At 71.5% G+C, this 17,956-nt stretch carries 18 protein-coding genes; 7 read left to right on the top strand and 11 right to left on the bottom strand.

Translation table 11 applies throughout. From position 1 onward, the window contains the following. The first annotated feature begins 109 nt into the window (after positions 1-109). Entirely contained in the window at positions 110-787 is a 678-nt protein-coding gene (locus ABII15_RS36770) for a M15 family metallopeptidase (RefSeq protein ID WP_353946625.1), read from the top strand. A gap of 20 nt (positions 788-807) precedes the next feature. On the opposite strand, the gene ABII15_RS36765 is transcribed toward ABII15_RS36770, so the two are convergent. Beyond that, the gene (locus ABII15_RS36765) at positions 808-2,592 is read right to left on the bottom strand and encodes an ATP-binding SpoIIE family protein phosphatase (protein WP_353946624.1); all 1,785 of its coding nucleotides are present in this window, start codon (positions 2,590-2,592) and stop codon (positions 808-810) included. A gap of 242 nt (positions 2,593-2,834) precedes the next feature. Next, positions 2,835-2,960 (bottom strand): hypothetical protein, encoded by a 126-nt coding sequence (locus ABII15_RS36760; RefSeq protein WP_353946623.1) that lies wholly within the window; start codon positions 2,958-2,960, stop codon positions 2,835-2,837. Between the two features lie 96 nt (positions 2,961-3,056). On the opposite strand from ABII15_RS36760, the gene ABII15_RS36755 reads away from it, so the two are divergent. Further along, positions 3,057-3,896 (top strand): ion transporter, encoded by an 840-nt coding sequence (locus ABII15_RS36755; protein ID WP_353946622.1) that lies wholly within the window; start codon positions 3,057-3,059, stop codon positions 3,894-3,896. On the opposite strand, the gene ABII15_RS36750 is transcribed toward ABII15_RS36755, so the two are convergent. From ABII15_RS36750 to ABII15_RS36740, 3 genes are all read right to left on the bottom strand, one after another. Beyond that, the gene (locus ABII15_RS36750) at positions 3,862-4,851 is read right to left on the bottom strand and encodes a PHB depolymerase family esterase (RefSeq protein WP_353946621.1); all 990 of its coding nucleotides are present in this window, start codon (positions 4,849-4,851) and stop codon (positions 3,862-3,864) included. The two genes, ABII15_RS36755 and ABII15_RS36750, sit on opposite strands and share 35 nt — an antisense overlap. Before the next feature lie 121 nt (positions 4,852-4,972). Beyond that, positions 4,973-6,151, bottom strand: coding sequence for a helix-turn-helix domain-containing protein (locus tag ABII15_RS36745; RefSeq protein ID WP_353946620.1), 1,179 nt, complete (start codon positions 6,149-6,151; stop codon positions 4,973-4,975). A 77-nt stretch (positions 6,152-6,228) separates the two neighbouring features. Then, complete coding sequence (locus ABII15_RS36740; RefSeq protein ID WP_353946619.1) at positions 6,229-6,966, bottom strand: acetoacetate decarboxylase; 738 nt, start codon at positions 6,964-6,966, stop codon at positions 6,229-6,231. A 184-nt stretch (positions 6,967-7,150) separates the two neighbouring features. Between ABII15_RS36740 and ABII15_RS36735 the strand changes: the two genes are divergently transcribed. From ABII15_RS36735 to ABII15_RS36725, 3 genes are all read left to right on the top strand, one after another. Beyond that, positions 7,151-8,023 (top strand): 3-hydroxyacyl-CoA dehydrogenase NAD-binding domain-containing protein, encoded by an 873-nt coding sequence (locus ABII15_RS36735; RefSeq protein ID WP_353946618.1) that lies wholly within the window; start codon positions 7,151-7,153, stop codon positions 8,021-8,023. 89 nt (positions 8,024-8,112) lie between these two features. Next, entirely contained in the window at positions 8,113-8,721 is a 609-nt protein-coding gene (locus tag ABII15_RS36730) for a TetR/AcrR family transcriptional regulator (RefSeq protein ID WP_353946617.1), read from the top strand. Positions 8,722-8,748: 27 nt separating this feature from the next. Beyond that, complete coding sequence (locus ABII15_RS36725; RefSeq protein WP_353946616.1) at positions 8,749-8,994, top strand: hypothetical protein; 246 nt, start codon at positions 8,749-8,751, stop codon at positions 8,992-8,994. Here the strand turns inward: ABII15_RS36725 and ABII15_RS36720 are convergent. Continuing rightward, complete coding sequence (locus ABII15_RS36720) at positions 8,991-9,737, bottom strand: alpha/beta hydrolase (protein ID WP_353946615.1); 747 nt, start codon at positions 9,735-9,737, stop codon at positions 8,991-8,993. The two genes, ABII15_RS36725 and ABII15_RS36720, sit on opposite strands and share 4 nt — an antisense overlap. Positions 9,738-10,017: 280 nt before the next feature. Between ABII15_RS36720 and ABII15_RS36715 the strand changes: the two genes are divergently transcribed. Together ABII15_RS36715 and ABII15_RS36710 are read left to right on the top strand one after the other, a co-directional pair. Next, positions 10,018-11,256: a metallophosphoesterase gene (locus ABII15_RS36715; protein ID WP_353946614.1), complete on the top strand. Its 1,239-nt coding sequence runs from the start codon at positions 10,018-10,020 to the stop codon at positions 11,254-11,256. An 80-nt stretch (positions 11,257-11,336) separates the two neighbouring features. Then, a complete protein-coding gene (locus ABII15_RS36710; protein WP_353946613.1) occupies positions 11,337-13,688 on the top strand; it encodes a GH92 family glycosyl hydrolase in 2,352 nt (783 codons plus the stop codon). 49 nt (positions 13,689-13,737) lie between these two features. On the opposite strand, the gene ABII15_RS36705 is transcribed toward ABII15_RS36710, so the two are convergent. The 5 genes from ABII15_RS36705 to ABII15_RS36685 all read right to left on the bottom strand — a co-directional run bounded on the left by ABII15_RS36705 (position 13,738) and on the right by ABII15_RS36685 (position 17,947). Continuing rightward, a complete protein-coding gene (locus tag ABII15_RS36705) occupies positions 13,738-14,874 on the bottom strand; it encodes an LCP family protein (protein ID WP_353946612.1) in 1,137 nt (378 codons plus the stop codon). Positions 14,875-14,924: 50 nt separating this feature from the next. Continuing rightward, on the bottom strand, positions 14,925-15,482 hold the full coding sequence (locus ABII15_RS36700; protein ID WP_353946611.1) for a transglycosylase SLT domain-containing protein: 558 nt from the start codon (positions 15,480-15,482) through the stop codon (positions 14,925-14,927). A 414-nt stretch (positions 15,483-15,896) separates the two neighbouring features. After that, a complete protein-coding gene (locus ABII15_RS36695; RefSeq protein ID WP_353946610.1) occupies positions 15,897-16,586 on the bottom strand; it encodes a GAF and ANTAR domain-containing protein in 690 nt (229 codons plus the stop codon). A gap of 52 nt (positions 16,587-16,638) precedes the next feature. Continuing rightward, the gene (locus ABII15_RS36690; protein WP_353946609.1) at positions 16,639-16,989 is read right to left on the bottom strand and encodes a PRC-barrel domain-containing protein; all 351 of its coding nucleotides are present in this window, start codon (positions 16,987-16,989) and stop codon (positions 16,639-16,641) included. A 67-nt stretch (positions 16,990-17,056) separates the two neighbouring features. Continuing rightward, the gene (locus ABII15_RS36685) at positions 17,057-17,947 is read right to left on the bottom strand and encodes a sucrase ferredoxin (protein ID WP_353946608.1); all 891 of its coding nucleotides are present in this window, start codon (positions 17,945-17,947) and stop codon (positions 17,057-17,059) included. Positions 17,948-17,956: the final 9 nt, after the last annotated feature.

The following is a 17,956-nucleotide window of genomic DNA, read 5'->3' as shown; positions in this document are numbered from 1 at the left end:
CTGTCGGCTGATACGAAACGATGACAATCACGGCAGACCACCGCCAACACCGGGGCGACGCGGCACCGTCCTGCCGAACATCCCAGAGAGCCGCATTTACGGTCATAAGGTGCAAAAAGCTCCGCGTCCCGCGCTGGCCGCTCTCGTCGTCACCGCAGTCCTGCTGGCCACTCCGCCCGCGCAGGCACAGCCGCCCCCCACCGCCCATCCCGCGACCGCGCCCGGCCTGAACGCCGTGGTCTCCGCCGTTCCCGGCGCGAAACTGGCGCACACCTATCGCCGCGGCTGCCCCGTCCCGCCGAAGGACCTCCGCCTGATCCGGATGAACCACTGGGGCTTCGACGGCAAGGTGCACCGCGGCGAACTGATCGTCAGCCGCCGGGCCGTGAGCCCGATGCTGTACGTGTTCGGGCGCGCCTTCGCCGCGAAGTTCCCCGTCCGGCGGATGAAGGTCATGGCCGCGTACCGGGGCAGCGACACCGCCGCCATGAAGCAGGACAACACCTCGGCCTTCAACTGCCGCGCCGTGACCGGGAGTCCGGGAAAGCGGTCCCAGCACTCCTACGGCGACGCGATCGACATCAACACGCTGGAGAACCCCTACGTCGACACCGCGGGCCGCGTCTACCCGCCGGCCGGCCGCCGCTACCTGCGCCGGGACCGGCCGGTGAAGGGAATGATCCGGCGCGGGGATGTGATCACGACCGCGATGCGCAAGGTCGGCTGGCAGTGGGGCGGCCGCTGGGCGCACCCGGACTACCAGCACTTCTCCGCCAACGGGCGCTGACCCGGACCGCGATCAGAAGGTCACGGTTCCTCCGGCCCGTCCTCGTCGAGTTCGAACCACACGGTCTTGCCCTCCGGCTCGGGGCGGATGTTCCAGCGATGCGCGAGGAGGTCGAGGAGGACGAGACCGCGGCCGGAGGAGGAGAGTTCGCCGGGGGCACGGCGGTGCGGGACCTCGTCGCTGCGGTCGGTGACCTCGACCCGCAGGTGGCGCCGCCCCTGAACGCCGCTGATCTCCGCGCCGAGTACGGCGGCGCATTCGGTGTGGACCAGCACGTTGCCGAGGAGTTCGGAGGCGAGCAGGACCACCGTGTCGACGTGCTCGGGGCGCGCCCAGTCGTGGAGCAGTCCCTGGAGTTCGATCCGCGCGTCGGCGAGCCCCTGGGCCTGGTCCTGTTCGAGGGTCAGCCGCAGATGGCGTCCCGGGTGGTCCGCGGACGGGTCGGACGGATCGCGGCGCAGGAGCAGCAGGGCGATGTCGTCCTCCGTGAAGGAGGTGGGGCGGGTGCCTGGCTGCGCGGTGTGCGGGGCGACGACGGCGTTCAGGAGCCGGTCCGCCAGCCCGTCGATGTTCTCGGCGGCGCCCGGGGTCAGGGCGTTGCGGACGCGGAGCCAGCCGGAGTACATGTCGTGGCCGCCGTTCTCGATCAGTCCGTCGGTGCACAGCATGAGGATCTCGTTCGCACGCAGGGTGATGACGCTGACCGGGTAGTCGTCCTCTCCCAGGTCGAGGCCGAGGGGCAGCCCGCCGCGCACGTGCTTGAGGAGACAGGTACCGTCCGGGAGCCGCAGGACGGGGTGCGGATGCCCGGCCCGGGCGATGCGCAGGATGCCGGTGGCCGGGTCGGCCTCCAGGTAGATGCAGGTGGCGAAGCGGTCCTCGTCCAGCGACGCCAGGAAGTGGGACGCGCGCACCATGACGGCGTCGGGGCCGTGGCCCTCGACGGCGTAGGCGTGGATCGCGGTGCGCAGCTGGGACATCAGTCCAGCGGCCTGGACGTCGTGGCCCTGGACATCGCCGATCACGAGGCCGAGGCGCCCGCCGGGCAGGGCGATGCTGTCGAACCAGTCGCCGCCGATCATCAGTCCGCCGCCGGTGGGGACGTATCGGGCGGCCACGGTGAGGCCTTCGACGCCCGGGCCGACGCGGTCCATGCTGCTGCGCAGGTTCTGGGACAGCGCGTGGTCGGCGCGGCCGTTGTAGGTCTGTTCGATGCTCTCGCCGAGCAGGCGGGCGAGGGTCATCAGGAAGGTGCCGAGGCCGTCGGTCATGGGTACGGGGGCGTCGAACGCGGCCAGCCACACGCCCGTGAGCTGGCCGTAGGTGACCAGCGGCAGATATGCCCAGGCCTCGGATCCCGCCCGGTCGGAGAGCGGCCAGGCGGTCGGGAACCGGTCGCGGTACTCCTGCGGGGAGGACAGGAACACGGGGCGTCCGGTGCGGGTCACCTGCGTGGCGGGGTGGTCGATGTCCAGCGGCAGCCGGAACGCCTCGTCCCCCGCGTCGCACAGACCGAAGTGTCCGACGCAGTGCAGGAAGGCGCGGTCCGCGCGGAACACCGCCTGTCCGCGCAGCGGCAGCTCGGTGCCGGACAGCTGGGAGATCAGGGCGAGCGCCTCCGCGAGCGATTCGGCCCGCGCCAGCGAGTGCCCCGCGACGAGCAGGTCGGATGCGCGGTGTCGCCCGCGCTCCGGCGCCTCAATAGATCCGTCGTCGGCGGGGCCTGCCAGCCGGTTGAGGGCCTCGACCTGGCGCACCTCGGCGTCGCGCTCGCCGGAACTGCCGTGCTCGTGCCCATCGGCCACCTGCGGCACTCCCGTCTGCTCGGCCCGTTCTGCCTTCTCCCGCGTTCTCCCATGTTCCGACGATCGGCCGCGTCGCGCCTGCTCGGACGGGCACCTGGAGGCAACCGGGGTCCCGTTGGGCAGAACGGGTGACGCCGCCGACGGGTCAGTGGCGGCCGGCGTGGATCCATGGGCACGGAGCGGGCTCCCGTCGCCGGCGGGGAGCTGTCACGCGGCGCCGGCGGAGGGAACGTAGGTGTGTCCTAGGGGCGTAGCCGGCAGCGGTTGCGCAGTTCGGCGACGAGTTCCTTCTCGCGCGTATTGAGTTCCCCGTCGACGGCGGCGACGCGCTCGGCGCCCTGGACGACCTGCTCGCACGCCTCACGCACGCGAGGGCCGCGTAAGATCCAATTCCTGTGAGCAGCAACCCGATCCCCTTAAGCGGGCCCTCCCGCCGCGCGGCCCTGGCCGCCCGCTGTCGTGCCGTGACAGAGGCACGCTGGTTCGCCGTCACCGTCTTCGTGGTGATCCTCGGCAACGCCGCCGTCCTCGGTGTCGAGACCTACAGCGGGGTCACCGACCGGTTCGACGACGAGCTGAAGGTGGTCGAGCACGCCTTCCTCGCCGTCTTCACCGCCGAGATCGCGCTGCGGATCGCCGCCCACCTCGACCGGCCGCGCGACTTCTGGCGCGACCGGTGGAACGTGTTCGACCTCGCCGTGGTGCTGTGCGCGTTCCTGCCCCTCGTCCGCGAGAACGCCACCGTGCTGCGGCTGCTGCGCCTGGCCCGCGTGCTGCGCACCGCCCGCTTCCTCCCCCAGCTCCGCATCGTGCTGGTCGCGGTCGGCCGCAGCCTGCCCGGCACGGTCAGTTTCCTGCTGGTGGGAGGGCTGCTGCTGTACGTGTACGCGATGGTGGGCTGGGTCTTCTTCGCCGACGACAACCCCGAACACTTCGGGTCGATCGGCCGCGCGATCCTCACCCTGTTCCTGCTCATGACACTGGACGGTCTCGGCGACGCGGTGCACGGCGGTCTGGAGATCTCGCGCTGGAGCATCTTCTACTACGCCTCCTACGTCCTCATGGCCTCCTTCGTCCTGGTCAACGTCCTCATCGGAGTCGTGATCACCTCGCTGGACGAGGCCCGCGCGATGGAGGAGCCCCGGGCCGGGGAACCCGCCGCGGCGACGGGTTCCGAGGACGACGTACGCGCCCGGATCGCCACGGCGCGCCGGGCCCTCGACGACCTGGAGGCGAGCCTGGCGGCCCTGCCGGCGCCGCGGCAGTCCCTCACAGGTGCCGATCGGCGAAGAAGTCCCACATGATCGAGGTCATGTCCGGGCCCAGCGGATCCGCGAACGGACCGCTGCCGCCGCCCGGCCACTTGTGCGCGAGGCCTTCCACCTCGTACTTCTCGATCAACACCGGTCCGCCGCCGCGTGCCGTGTACCGGGTGCGGGTGTAGGGCCGCTCCCCCGGCGCGTCCACGCGGCGGGTGGCGTCGGGCATGTCGTCCACGTCTCCGTCGAGCCTGCCGTCCGGGGCCAGGTCGTCGACGGCGGCCCACTGCGAGGCCAGCCGTTCGGCCATCCACGGCGGCACCGTCGTGTCGGCGCTCCCCTGTTCGATCAGCAGCGGCACCTGGCGGGCGCGCCGTCCCATCTCGGCATGGGCCAGCTTCGCGGTGTCCACCGGGCTGACCGCGTCCGGCTCGGGCTTGACCCTGTCGAAGGCGTACTCGCCGCCGGCCAGGGAGGCCGCCGACGCGTACACGTCCGGGTAGGTGACCGCCATGACGACGGCGAGACCGGCGCCCGACGAGGCTCCGGCGACGTGCACCCGCGTGGCGTCGGCGTGATGGCTTCGCACCACTTCGCGTGTGAGGCCCGCGATCAGGGAGGGCTCGCCGCTGTCCCGGTGCTGGTGCGCGGGTTCGATCGCGTTCCAGCAGCGGAGCAGATTGCGCAGCGGATCCTGCGACGGATAGACGACGATGAACCCCTCGGTGTCGGCGGTCCGGTTGAACCGGGTCATGTCCTTCATCGAGTTGTCCGCGAAGCCGGTCATGCCGCAGCCGTGCAGGGCGACCACCACCGGCAGCTTCTTGCCCGGCCGGTACGCGGGCGGCAGGTGCACCTCGTAGTCCACCTTGCCCGCGGCGTTGACGTAGGTGCCGCGCTCGTCGTGTCCCGGGGCGGCGACCGCCCCGTGCGTCAGGAACGTCAGCGCCATGCCCATCGTGGCGGCGATGACCGTCGCGCGCCGGAACCGCTCTCCCATCACAGACCTCCCGTGGATGTGATCAGGTCCCGCACATCCTGGGTGCCCCGCTCCGTGACCGGCCAGTGGCAGTCGCCCAACCGTGGCGCCCGGCCCCTGTGCGGTTTCACATCGTCGGACGTCAGCGCGGCACGCGCGCCGCGCGCAGGGCCAGTGCCCAGCCCAGGCGCGCCTCGCCGGACTCGATGGACCAGCCCGTGATCTCGGAGATCCGCTCCAGACGGTTCAGGATGGTGTTGCGATGGCAGTACAGGCGTTCCGCCGTGCGCGGCGCCGAGCACCCCATGGCCAGCCACGTGTTCAGGGTGTCCATCAGCAGCACGGCGTCCGGTCCGCACTCCGGGACGCCTCCCAGATAGCGGGCGACGATCCGGTCGGCCATCTCGGCGTCGCCGGTGAGCATCGCCTCGACAAGGCGCTCGTCGAGCTCCGCCACCTCGCCGCTGTGGGGGGACAGCGTCCCGAGCGCGCGCTCCGCCAGGCGCAGCGCGGTGTCGGCGTCCGCGAGGCTCCGGAACGCGGGTGACATGCCGACGGCGCCCAGGCGTGCGGTGCGGAGCACGGCGGCGAGCTTCGCCGGCTCCAGCGACGCGAGGCGCACAAGTCCCGTACTGCGTGCGGCCCGTGTGCGCCAGAACGACCACAGGTCCGCCTCCTTCAGTACGGGCTCGGGGGCGGCGGGGTCGGCGGGGTTCTGGTCGATGACCACGACCACGTAGCTGTCGGTGACCGGGATCCCCAGTGCGGCGGACGCCGCCGCGGCCACGGCGGGGTCGCTGCCGCGCCCCTCCAGGAGGGCTTCGAGGAAGGCGCCGCGGCGGGACTCCCTGCGGTGCTGGAGTTCGAGTTGGGCGAGGCGGTAGGCGTCGGACATCACGGTCGAGAACCGGTCGATGGTCTCCCACAGCGCTCCGGCGACGTCGAGCGCGAGGTCCTGTTCGCCCGCCGGGCGGCCCCTGAGCGGTTCCGTCATGGCCTGCCACAGGACGCGGCCGCCGCGCCGGTACGCCATCAGCACGGTGTCCAGCGGCATCCCCTGTCCGGCTCTGCGCCGTCCGGTCTCGGTGGCCGCGGCCGTGAAGTCGTCGGCGCCCGCGGGCATCCGGCCGAAGTCCTTGACGACCAGGACGAGATTGTCGCGGCAGATCGCGCGCAGGTCGGCGAGGGGGACCGGGCGCCCGGAGGCGTAGAGCGCGCTGTGGGCGCAGATGTCGGACACCAGTCGTCCGGTGATGCCGTCGATGTCGTCCAGCAGGGAGGACGCCAGGTGGCGGCGGAGTCGGGCCTCGTCCTGTGCCATGCGCGCCCCTTCGGATCCGGTCGGCGGGTGTCGGCCGCGGCGGCCGTGGCGGCCCCGGCGCGGGGTTCGAGGATGCCCTACGCCGCGAGGTAGTCGTGCACCGGCTCCATCGGGGCCAGCGTCAGGTCCGTGAGGATGTGGCTGGCGGAGACAATCTCCAGGACCGGCAGGTCCGCGAGCGGCGCCATGACGTGTGCGGACAGCTGGAGGCGGGCCGGTCCCTGGTAGGCCGCCTTGACCGTGACGTCGGTGATGCGGGTGCGGACCAGGCGGCTGGACCGGAGCTGCCAGTCGAGGCTCGGGACGATCTTGACGGCGTAGGTCGGCACCGTGATCTGCTCCCGGGCCGCGGCCGTGTCCAGGGGTTCCCACTTGTAGGGCATCGTGGCGGTGGCGACGCGCTGGGTCCCGTAGTCCAGGGTGCCGACGAGCGCGCCGTGATCGGCGAACAGGGCCGGGGAGCCGATCGTCTTCGGGTACGCGCTCAGCTCCCGGCCGGCCGCGGTGGCGCCGAAGTTGTCCAGGTGCATGGCGTGCAGGTACTCCCCGTGCTCGTCGCCGAGGCGTACGGGGACGACCTGGCCGCACTCCAGGTAGGGGCCGTAGCCCTCGACGTCCCCCATCTTCATGATCTCGAAGCGGACCAGGGGCTCGTCGATCTCGAGCGGTTCGGGGACGACGGCGCGCAGCGCTTCGGGGTCGGTCCGGTACAGGACGTTGAAGTACTCGCGGTCGGTGAAGCGGGTGGCGCGGGGCGGATAGACGGGGGTGGTCAGCGGGGTGGTGACGTGGCGGCGGACCTCTTCGGCGCGCATGGGCGGTCTCCTGGGCGACTCGTCGGGCTGTCGGCATCGGCATGGAGGCGTCGGCAGGGAAGCGTCGGCGCCACATGCGATACAGTATGTATCGGATACACCATGTATCCGATGGGTGGTTCTCCGCAAATCCGCGCCGACGCGCCCCGCGGCACCGCCCCCGCACCACTGGAAGAAGATCGTCATGCCTTTCACCCTCCCCACCGATCCGGCGTCCCGGCCGGTCACCGTCATCGGCGCCGGCACCCTCGGACGCCGCATCGCCCTGATGTTCGCCACCCGTGGCGGTTCGGTCCGCGTGTACGACCCGGTGCGCGAGGCCGGGCAGGCGGCGTGCGCGTACGTCGAGGAGCACGTGGCCGAGGTCGCCGCAGGCATCGAGGGCGGTACGCCCGGCACCGTGAGCACGACCACCGATCTCGCCGAGGCGCTGGCCGGCGCCTGGCTGGTCGTGGAGGCCGTCCCCGAGCGCCTGGACCTGAAGAAGCAGATCTTCGCCGACCTGGACAAGGCCGCGGACGCCGACGCGATCCTGGCGAGCAACTCGTCGTCGTACCCCACGAGCGCGTTCATCGACCACGTCGCGCACCCCGAGCGCGTGCTCAACATGCACTTCTACATGCCGCCCGCGCAGAGCGCCGTCGACCTGATGTCGAGCGGCCACACCGACCGGGCCGTGCTCGACCTGCTCCTGGGCGAGCTGCCGCACTACGGCGTCTTCCCCTTCGAGGCACGCCGCGAGAGCACCGGCTTCATCTTCAACCGCGTCTGGGCGGCCATCAAGCGCGAGGCCCTGAGCGTGGTCGCCGAAGGCGTCTCGACCCCGCAGGACGTCGACGCGATGTGGATGATCAACATGGGCGGCGTCGCCGGACCGTTCCGCATGATGGACCGGGTCGGCCTGGACGTCGTCCTGGACATCGAGAACCACTACGCGGCCGAGAACCCGCACCTGCCGAGCGGCCCCCGCGAGCTCCTGCGCGGCTATGTGGAGGCCGGCCACCTCGGCGTGAAGAGCGGCCGCGGCTTCTACGACGACTACGACCGCGCGAGCTGATCGTGGCGGGTTCCCGGGCGTGACCGGCCGTCGCTTAGGCTGGCCACGCACCGCGCCCCGCCTGCGAAGTCTCCCGAAAGAGCCCCGACGTGCCGAAGTCACCGACCAAACGCCGGCCTCTGACCCGTGCCGCCCTCTCGGAGAGCGCCTGGGCCCTGTTCCGGGAGAAGGGCTTCCACGCCACCACCATCAGCGACATCGTCGAACGGGCGGGGCTGACCCGGGGCGCCTTCTACTCCAACTACCGGGACAAGGAAGAGCTGTTCCTCGCCCTGTACGACGAGCACACCGACCGGCTGCTGGCCGGTCTGGAGGCCGCGGGCGCCGAAGCGGCCCCGGACAGCGATCCGGTCGCGCAGCTCGGTGAACGCATCGCGGGGCGCACGGCCGAGGAACGTCAATGGTTCCTGGTCTCCATGGAGTTCACCCTGCACGCGGCCCGCACCCCTGCCGTCGCCGAGCAGTTGGCCGCCCACGAGGACCGCCTCGCCCAGGGGCTGACGAACGTACTCGCCGCGGCCCTCGACGGAGCGGGGAGAGAGCCCTCGCTCCCGGCCGACGAACTCGCGCGCCTGCTCATCGCCCTGTTCGAAGGGGTCACCGCCCACCAGGTCATCCACGGCAACAGCAGCCTGACGAAGAACTTCACGCCCCTGCTGCTGCGCACCCTGACGACACCGGCCGACTCCGCCTCCTGATCCGCAAGGGGACGTACGGTTGCCCGCATGACGTCCTCACTGCGGCAGGAGGAGGACGACGAGCTCGGCGAGGCGGCCGGCATGGACGACCTGCCCGAGCGCAGGGCGGAGTTCCTCGACCGCCTCGGGCTGACCCCGCCTCCCCTCACCGACCTGCTGGCCCGCGCCCGCGAGGCCGCCGCCATTTACTCCGCGTACGTCCTCCTCAACGAGCACGGGGACGCCTACCGACAGGACCGATCCGCCCCGCCCGGCCCGCGAGGTGACCGCTAGGAGACGCCTCCCCGCTTCAGATGGCGCTCGAAGAACGCCGCCGCCGCGTCACCCGCGTGCTGGGGGACGCCGGTGTGCCCGCCCATGTTGGCGTTGAGTGTCTTCTCCCGCGAGCCGAAGGCGTCGAACAGATCCAGGGCCGCCTGGCGGTCGTTCCCCTTGTCGTCCCACTGGAGCAGGACGTGGAGCGGAATGGTGACGTGGCGGGCCTCCTCGTAGATGGCGCGAGGGACGAAGCTGCCGGCGAAGAGCACGGCGGCCTCGACGCGCGGCTCGGCCACCGCCAACCGCGTACCGATGGAGATCACTCCCCCCGAGTAGCCGACCGGGCCGCCGATCCCGGGCAGTGCCAGGAGCGCGTCCAGGGTGGCCTGCCATTCCGGAACCGCCTGGTCGACCAGGGGCAGGACGAGCCGGTCCACGATGTCGTCGGTGACCGGCTCGCCCGCCGCCAGGGCCCGGCGCAGATCGGCACGGGCCTCGTCGGTGACGGCAGACCGGGGCCGGTCCCCGCTTCCCGGGAGTTCGACGGTGGCCGCGGCGAAGCCCTGCGCCGCGGACTGCCGGGCCCGGGCCACGAGCCGGGGGTACATCGTGTCCAGACCGCCGGGGTGGCCGAGCAGGATGACCGGCGTGGGTGCCGGGGCGGAGGCGGGCGTCCACAGGATGCCGGGGATCTCGCCGAGGGTGAAGGAGCGCTCGACGACGCCGTCGTCGAGGTGTCGTTCAGAGGTGAAGTGCATGGTCGTGCCTTTCGGGAGTGCTGCAAGAAGCGGCGCTCCCGGACGACCTATCGCCCGACCGTGGCTCCGGAGGAGAGCACCCAAGTGAATACGTTCACGGGTACCACCTCCTCGTTCTCTCGCACGGCCTCCCGAAAGCTAGCACGGATCCAGCCACGTCCGGGAGCGGGTGCCGTGGGCCCGCGCACCGCGGCCCTGGCAGACGGAAGCCTTCCGATCGCCACCGAGTTACCGGATACAGTGCGCGCGGCGGCAGCCCGGTCGCCCGAGGAGGGGAAACGTGACCGACACCAGCGAGACCCGGCCCACCGACGGTGCGGCGGAGCCGCCCCGGCCCGGCGGACTGCGCCGGTTGATGCGCTACATTCCGCTGATCGCGCCCGTCCTGTTGTGGGCCGTGCCCTGCTGGGTCCTGCTGTACGCCGGTCAGCACTGGCCGTTCACTGTCACGCTCACCGGCACCGTCGTGTTCGTCCTCGGCCTGATCGGGATGCCGTTGGCCATCATGCGCGGCCACGGCCGACGGCAGCAGGACGGGGCGGCGATCGTCGGAGACTCCCTCCTCGGCTCCAGCTGGGTCCTGTTCACCTGGTCGGTGCTGCTCGGCGTCCTGCTCCGGCTCGCCCTGGTCGTGGCCGGTGTCGGTGACGGGCAGGACCGGGCGCGGATCGTCACCTGGGCGGTCCTCGGCGTGGCCGCCGTGCTGCTCGCCTGGGGATACGTCGAGGCCCGCCGGGTGCCGCGCGTGCGCCGCCTCGACGTGGAACTCCCCCGCCTGGGTGCCGGACTGGACGGGCTGCGCGTCGCGCTCATCACCGACACCCACTACGGGCCGCTCGACCGCGCCCGCTGGTCGGCACGGGTGTGCGACACGGTGAACACCCTGGAGGCCGATCTGGTCTGCCACACCGGGGACATCGCGGACGGCACGGCCGAACGCCGCCGCGCCCAGGCCGCCCCGCTCGGCACCGTGCGGGCCACCGAGGCCCGCGTGTACGTCACCGGCAACCACGAGTACTACAGCGAGGCCCAGGGCTGGGTCGACCTGATGGACGAACTGGGCTGGGAGCCGCTGCGCAACCGCCATCTGTTGGTCGAACGCGGCGGCGACACCCTCGTGGTCGCCGGTGTGGACGATGTCACCGCCGAGTCCTCCGGTCTGGCCGGACACCGCGCCCACCTCGACGGGGCGCTGGACGGCGCCGACCCCGACTCGCCCGTCCTGCTCCTCGCCCACCAGCCCAAGTTCATCGACCGGGCGGCAGCCGCCGGCATCGACCTCCAGCTCTCCGGGCACACCCACGGCGGCCAGATCTGGCCCTTCCACCACCTGGTCCGCCTCGACCAGCCCGCGCTCGCCGGACTGACCCGGCACGGTGCCCGCACCCTCCTCTACACCAGCCGCGGCACCGGCTTCTGGGGCCCGCCCTTCCGTGTCTTCGCCCCGAGCGAGATCACCCTGCTCGTGCTCCGCTCTCCGGACCGACGCCCCGGAGAGGCACCAACGACCGCCTCGTGAACGCTCATTGACGGATCACCACTCGGAGAGGAAAGATCAGCGGGCACGAGTTGACAACGTTGTCGCACGAGAGGATCACGATGGGAGCGCTGAGACGCGTCTTCACCGCCTTGCTGGTCGTCACCACCATGGCGACCTCCGCGGGGGTCGCGAACGCCGCGGCGAAGGGCCCGGCGTTCGCCGCCGATCCGACCACACTGGTCGACACGTCGGTCGGCAACAACGGCGACGGGACCACGTTCCCCGGCGCGGCGGCTCCGTTCGGCATGGTGCAGTTGAGCCCCGACACGCAGCTGAACAAGTACGCCTCGTACGACTACGCGCAGAACACCATCCTCGGCTTCAGCCACACGCACCTGTCGGGTGTCGGCTGTCAGACGATGGGCAACATCCGGTTCATGCCGACGACCGGCGCGGTCACTTCGTCGGATCCGGCGCAGTACGCCGCGAGGTTCAGCCACGACAACGAGACGCGCGCGCCCGGCTATTACGGCGTCACGTTCGACAACGGCATCCAGGCCGAGTTGACCGCGACCGAGCGGACCGGCCAGCACCGCTACACCTATCCCGCCGGATCCGGTCCCGAGAGCGTGCTGATCGAGGCCGGGGAGAGCAACGGCAGCACCTACGCGGGCGACATCAAGGTGGTCGGGAACGACACCGTGGAGGGCTGGGTCCAGGGCGGCAACTTCTGCGGCGAGACGGGCAAGGAGCGCTACCGGGTCTTCTTCAGCGCCAAGTTCGACCGGACGTTCTCGTCGTTCGGCACCTGGACCGACGGCACGCTGACGGCAGGTCAGCGGGAGGCGTCGCGCGGCAGCAAGCGGGCCGGTGCCTGGCTGACGTTCGACCGGGCCGGGGGCCGTCAGGTCGGTTCGTCGGTGGGGATCTCCTACACCTCGGTCGACGGCGCCCGCCTGAACCGCAGGGCCGAGCAGCCGAAGTCGTTCGGTGCGGCGAAGTCCGCGGCGCACGACGACTGGAAGGGCGAGTTGAACCGGATGCGGGTCGCCGGTGGGAGCCGCGCCGACCAGCGCACGTACTACACCGCGCTCTACCACTCGCTGCTGCACCCGTCGATCGGCTCCGACGTCGACCGCCGCTACCGCGGCTTCGACGACAAGGTGCACCGCTCGGACTCCACGTACTACCAGATGTTCTCGCTCTGGGACACGTACCGCTCGCAGAACCAGCTGGTGGCCCTGCTGCACCCGGACAAGGCCGCCGACATGGCCAGGTCCGTGCTGCGGATCTACGAGGACGCCGGGTGGCTGCCGCGCTGGGGTCTCGGCGGCGGCGAGACGAACGTGATGAGCGGCGACCCCGTCACCCCGTGGATCGTCGACCTGTACAACCGCGGACTGCTCGACGACCGCACCTCGCGCGGCCTGTTCGACGCGCTCTGGAAGAACGTCAACGAGGTCCCCGCGGACCAGTCGGTCTTCCGCGGCCGTGACGGCAATCCGACGTACGTGAAGAACGGCTGGGTGGGCTACCAGAACCTGCCGGGCTACACGTTCGGCGACAGCCGGCAGGCGGGTTCGGCGACGCTCGAGTACGCGCTCGCCGACTGCTCGCTGTCCACGATGGCGAGCGGTCTCGGCCACCGCGACAAGGCGGCCGAACTCGCCTCGCGGTGCGACAACTTCACCAAGCTGTGGGACTCCGGCGTCACGTCCCAGGGCTTCACCGGATTCCCGGTCACCAGGAACGCGGACGGCAGCGTCGCGGGCGATCCCGATCCCACCCAGTCCGGCGCCTTCCACGAGGGCACGGCCTGGCAGTACCAGTGGCTCGCCCAGCAGGACCCGCAGACCCTCTTCGGTCTGATGGGCGGCCGGTCGGACGCCGAGCGACGGCTCGACACGTTCTTCGACATGCCGACCGTACTCACCGACCCGGCCAAGGCGGCCTCGGACTCGTGGGTGACGGGCGCGTACGACTACCACAACAACTTCGCGTTCAACCCGAACAACGAGCCCGACTTCCACGCCCCGTGGATGTACGCGTGGACCGGGGCGCCGTGGAAGACCTCGGCCGTCCTGCGGGCGCTGCGCACGCTGTTCACCGACGACGCGTACGGCATGCCCGGCAACGACGACCTCGGTGCCACCTCGTCGCTGCTCGTCTTCGCCATGGCGGGCGTCTTCGAGGCGCAGCCCGGATCCGCGAACTACCTCGTCTCCGCGCCCATGTTCGAGAAGGTCGAGATCCGTCCCGAACACGGCCGCACGATCGCCGTCGAGGCGCCCGGCGCCAGTGCGTCGAAGCTCCAGTACGTGTCCTCCGTGCACACGCGCCGGGGCACGTTGCGCCAGAGCTGGCTGTCCCACGAGGACCTGCTGCGCTCGGGCACGATCAAGATCGAGCTGTCCGGTACGCCGACGGACTGGGGCGTGGACGCGGCCCCGCCGGCCCTGACGAAGGGCTGACCCGACCACGGTCCTGTGGCCCCGCCCCCACGGGGGCCACAGGACCGTCCTACGTTCCCGAGACGACCGGCGAGTCGGTCCTGTCCCCCACCGAGCCGTGGGTCGCCGACTTCGGGACGGGCCGGTCGTGGCGCAGGGCCGTCCACACGCGGTGCGACGCCTTGTCGAGGGGCAGCACCCGGCCCGCGTCCTGCGGGTCGTAGGTGACCGGCATCGTGACCATGCTGGTGCGGTCGGGGCTGATGCCCTTCAGCTCCTTGGCGAGTCCGAGCAGCTTGTCCGCGGAGGCCAGGTCCGAGTCCGCACTGATGCTCTTGGTCGCCGTGTCCGCCAGGGCGTAGGACTTGGCGGGGCTGCCGAGCGGGTCGACCGTGTCGGCGCGGTGGATCAGGGCCTTGACGAAGGCCTGCTGGAGCTGGATGCGGCCCAGGTCGCTGCCGTCGCCGACGCCGTGCCGGGTCCTTACGAGCGCCAGCGCGTCCTTGCCTTCGAGCCGGTGCTTCCCGGCGTTCAGGGAGAGGCCGCTGTTGTGGTCGCGGATGGCGCTGCTGGTGGTGATGTCCACGCCGCCCAGCTCGTCGATGAGCTTCCGGAAGCCCTTGAAGTCGACCTCCAGGTAGTGGTCCATGCGGAGGTCCGTCATCTTCTCGACGGTCTTCACGGTGCAGGCGGGGCCGCCCAGCGAGTAGGACGAGTTGAACATGGCCTCGTGCGCCGCCGGGACGGTGCCGCCACCGGTCTTGTCGCAGGAGGGGCGTTCGACGAGGGTGTCGCGGGGGATGCTGACGACCGACGCCTTCTTGTGGGTCTTGTCGACGTGCAGGACCATGGCCGTGTCGGCGCGGGCGCCGAGGACGCCGCTGCCGTACTGGCCGTGGGTTCCGGCCCGGGAGTCGGAGCCGAGCAGGAGGATGTTCATGGCGCCGCCGCGCTGCTCGCCCGGCCGGTCGCTGCCGAGGGCCGCGTCGACGTCGGTGCCCTTGATGTTGCCGTTGAGGTGCTGCCAGGCGTAGGCCACGCCTCCGCCGCCGACCAGGGCCACGCCCAGGGTGCCCCAGGCGATCCAGCGCAGGGCGCTCTTGCGCCTCCTGTGCCGGGAGCGGCGTACCCGCGCGGGCCCGTAGGCGGGCGCCGCGGGCTGGTCGGCCGGGTGCGCCTGGTGCTCGTACCCGCTCTCGTGCGGCATGTCCTGCCCTTCTTCGGTGACCGGTGGCCCGTGGATCGGTGACCGGCGGCTCAGTACGCGGAGTCGACGTTGTCGATCGAGCCGTACTTGTCGGCCGCGTAGTTCGCGGCGGCGGTGATGTTGGCGACCGGGTCGGTCAGGTTGTTCGCGGTTCCGGCCACGTGGTACGCGTCGAAGGTGGGCTGGATCACCTGGAGCAGGCCCTTGGACGGGATGCCGTTCTGCGCGTTGACGTCCCAGCCGTTCTCGGCGTTCGGGTTGCCGGAGGACTCCCGCATGATGTTGCGGTGCAGGCCCTCGTACGAGCCGGGTATGCCCTTGGCCTTCATGATGTCGAGGGACTCGCGGATCCAGCCGTCGAGGTTGTCGGGGTAGGTCTTGGCGGGCGCCTTGGCCGGAGCGGCGGGCTTCGCGGGAGCCGCGGCCTTCGCCGGGGCCGCGGTCTTCGCGGCCGGGGCGCTCGCGGCGGCGGGCTCGGCGGCCTGGGCGGACCCGGGGACCAGCGTCAGCGCCATGGCGGCGGCGCCCACCGTGGCGGCCCCGGCCCCGGAGAACCGGCGGAATCGGGCGATGCGGCCGGTGCGCGACAGCGTCGGGGTGATGGACATGCTGACTGAATCTCCATGAGGTGAGGGGATCGGGGCGGGCCGATGCGGGCCGTCCCGGAACTTCAGTCAGGGTTAGCGGTGCGGGCTGCCGGGGGCAAAGATGTGACCTACTACCGGGGTACGCAGAAGCGACACGCGGGGCGCGTGGGCGCCGGTTGCTTTCGGGTGCCGCACGACTACTACCGTCGTTCGCATGTGCCGTGGCTCATATGGGTGGGCTCACAGCCGAAGGGGGCGGCGCGGCGATTTTCGGGGAGTCGGAGGTTCCCGTCAGGTGTGGAACGCGTGTGGCGGGTTACTCCAGCAGGACGGTGCGCGCAGCAGTGAAATCCCTCCGGGGGTCTGCCGCTCCGAGGTTCTCCTGGTTCAGGCTGTAGCCAGGAGAACCGACCCCCCTCCCTCGGGGCCTGCCCGTCACTCCTCTTGCAGGCCGCCCCGCTCGCAGACGAGGGCGGCGACCTCGCGGAGTTTGACGTTCTTCTCCTGCGAGTAGCGGCGCAGCACGTCGAAGGCTTCCCGCTCGGAGAGCTGGTGGCCGGCCATGAGGATGCCCATGGCCTCGCCGATGGTGTGCCGGCTGGCGACCGCCTGCTCCAGTTGTGCGTGCTCCCGGGCGCTGGCGAACGCCACGGCGGCGTGTGCGGCCAGCGCCCAGCCGGCCGTCTCGCTGTCCTCGGTGAACGCGCCGGGCACCGCGGAGTAGAGGTTGAGGGCGCCCAGGTCCTCGTCCTCGGTGTAGAGCAGGAACCCCATCATGCTGCCGATGCCGAGGGCCTGTGCCCGGGGCGCGTAGGCCGGCCACCGGACCCGCTCCTCGGTGAGGTCCTTGATGCGGAAGACGGGGTGGCCGGTGCGTGCCGCGTCGAAGCAGGGCCCCTCGCCCAGCTCGGCCTGGAGCGCGTCGCTGTCGTTGACGAGCTGCTCCGTGGGCGCGAGAGTCCGCGCCGTGCCCCGGCGCAGCAGGAGGACGCCCGCCGCGGTGCAGCCCTCGATGAGGTCCAGGGCGGAGTGGGTCACTTTGTCGAGGGTGCCCTCCACGGAGTCCTCCGCCAACAGCTCCCGCGCCGTCGCCGCCAGCCGCACGGCGAAGTCCCGCCAGTCCATGGATCCTCCCTGCCCCGCGTGCGGGCTCCCAACCTCCCGCGGACCGGCGCGGTCAGCGCCGCGCCAGGCGCCGGGTGCCGCCCTGGCCGTAGTCCAGGCCGTAGTGGGCGAACACCTCTCGTTCCAGCTCGGCCAGGAGTTCGCCGTCGGTGTCGATGGACGGGGCGTCCTTCACCTGCTGCCGGGACCAGGCCACCTTCACGTGGGCGGGTGCGACGACCGCCTTCTCCAGCGGTACGAAGGTGAGCCGCTTCCGTGTCGGCAGCCCCACGGTCACCGCGGCGAAGGCCGGCCGGTCGGTGGCCGTGTCCACGTAGACGGACTCCAGCGAACCGATCTTGCGTCCCTCGACGTCGACGACGTCGTGGTCTCTCCAGTCACGGATGTTCTCCGCCTCGAACATGTGCACCTCCGGTGGGCGGCCAGTGTCCTTCCGCCTCCACTTGACCACTCCCCCGGCCGTACAAACATCACTGCCGGAACACGGCCTCGTAGACGACGGTGGAACTCATGGACCGGCCCCGGCAGGTGAGCTGGCGCGGTGGGGTCCGGTGGGACCGTACGTCGACGTCGTGGACCGGCGAGCGGGGCGTGCGGCCGGTGACGCGGACGAGCCAGCGGTCGCCGTCGCGGACCGTCTCCCCGATCACGTAGTGATGCCGGCCGGCCGGGCCGAAGCGTGCGAGGACGGCGGCGATCGCCGTCTGCTGGGGCGGGAAGAGGTTCGTGTAGCCCCGCAGGTGGTCGGCGTGCAGGCGGTCGGCCAGATGGTCCTCGACAACCCGGACTGACGACGTGGCGTCGAGGTTGCCGTAGTAGACGCCGTCGGGGACGACCACGACGTTGGCGGCGAATCTGTCCCCGCCGACGTGCGTGCACTCCCACACCAGGTCCGGCCAGCGCTCGCTCAGCGCCCGCCCCACGGGCCGTCCGCGGACGGCGCAGCAGGCGTCGTGCAGTCCGTGGGCGCAGACGAGGACGACCGGCGGGCCGCCGGGGTCGCCGGGGGCGGCCAGGGCGGCGGCGATGCCCAGGAGATCCTCGTCGCGCGTCCAGGTGCCCCAGGTCTGCCGGTGGGCGCCGTCGGGGCCGTAGCGCAGGACCGCCCAGCGCTGTGGGCCCTGTGCCGGGCGGCGCCCGTGGCGCCGGACCAGCAGGATGCGGGCCCGCAGCGCCTGGGCGGCGGAGAACACGAGGCGTTTGGTGTCGGGCTCCAGGGGCAGGCCGTCGAAGCCGTTCGGCGGCCAGCCGCCCCGGTACTCGACGAGGATCCAGATCGAGCCGTACGGAGCGGTGCCCGCCAGGGGGTCCGCGCGGGAGCGGGCGGCGTCGGAGCAGAAGAACCTGGACGCCGGTGTCACCGCTGCCCC

The organism is Streptomyces sp. HUAS MG91 (assembly GCF_040529335.1).
Lineage (GTDB): Bacteria > Actinomycetota > Actinomycetes > Streptomycetales > Streptomycetaceae > Streptomyces > Streptomyces tabacisoli.
The sequence above is the reverse complement of the archived record's forward strand: the minus strand, read 5'-3'. Positions and strand labels throughout refer to the sequence as shown.

Excerpts from the sequence above, each read along its gene's own strand:
- ABII15_RS36745 (WP_353946620.1), bottom strand. The coding sequence starts at position 6,151 with ATGGCACAGGACGAGGCCCGACTCCGCCGCCACCTGGCGTCCTCCCTG.
- ABII15_RS36695 (WP_353946610.1), bottom strand. The coding sequence starts at position 16,586 with ATGGACTGGCGGGACTTCGCCGTGCGGCTGGCGGCGACGGCGCGGGAG.
- ABII15_RS36720 (WP_353946615.1), bottom strand. The coding sequence starts at position 9,737 with ATGCACTTCACCTCTGAACGACACCTCGACGACGGCGTCGTCGAGCGC.
- ABII15_RS36735 (WP_353946618.1), top strand. The coding sequence starts at position 7,151 with ATGCCTTTCACCCTCCCCACCGATCCGGCGTCCCGGCCGGTCACCGTC.
- ABII15_RS36710 (WP_353946613.1), top strand. The coding sequence starts at position 11,337 with ATGGGAGCGCTGAGACGCGTCTTCACCGCCTTGCTGGTCGTCACCACC.
- ABII15_RS36700 (WP_353946611.1), bottom strand. The coding sequence starts at position 15,482 with ATGTCCATCACCCCGACGCTGTCGCGCACCGGCCGCATCGCCCGATTC.
- ABII15_RS36725 (WP_353946616.1), top strand. The coding sequence starts at position 8,749 with ATGACGTCCTCACTGCGGCAGGAGGAGGACGACGAGCTCGGCGAGGCG.
- ABII15_RS36740 (WP_353946619.1), bottom strand. The coding sequence starts at position 6,966 with ATGCGCGCCGAAGAGGTCCGCCGCCACGTCACCACCCCGCTGACCACC.
- ABII15_RS36750 (WP_353946621.1), bottom strand. The coding sequence starts at position 4,851 with ATGGGAGAGCGGTTCCGGCGCGCGACGGTCATCGCCGCCACGATGGGC.
- ABII15_RS36690 (WP_353946609.1), bottom strand. The coding sequence starts at position 16,989 with ATGTTCGAGGCGGAGAACATCCGTGACTGGAGAGACCACGACGTCGTC.
- ABII15_RS36705 (WP_353946612.1), bottom strand. The coding sequence starts at position 14,874 with ATGCCGCACGAGAGCGGGTACGAGCACCAGGCGCACCCGGCCGACCAG.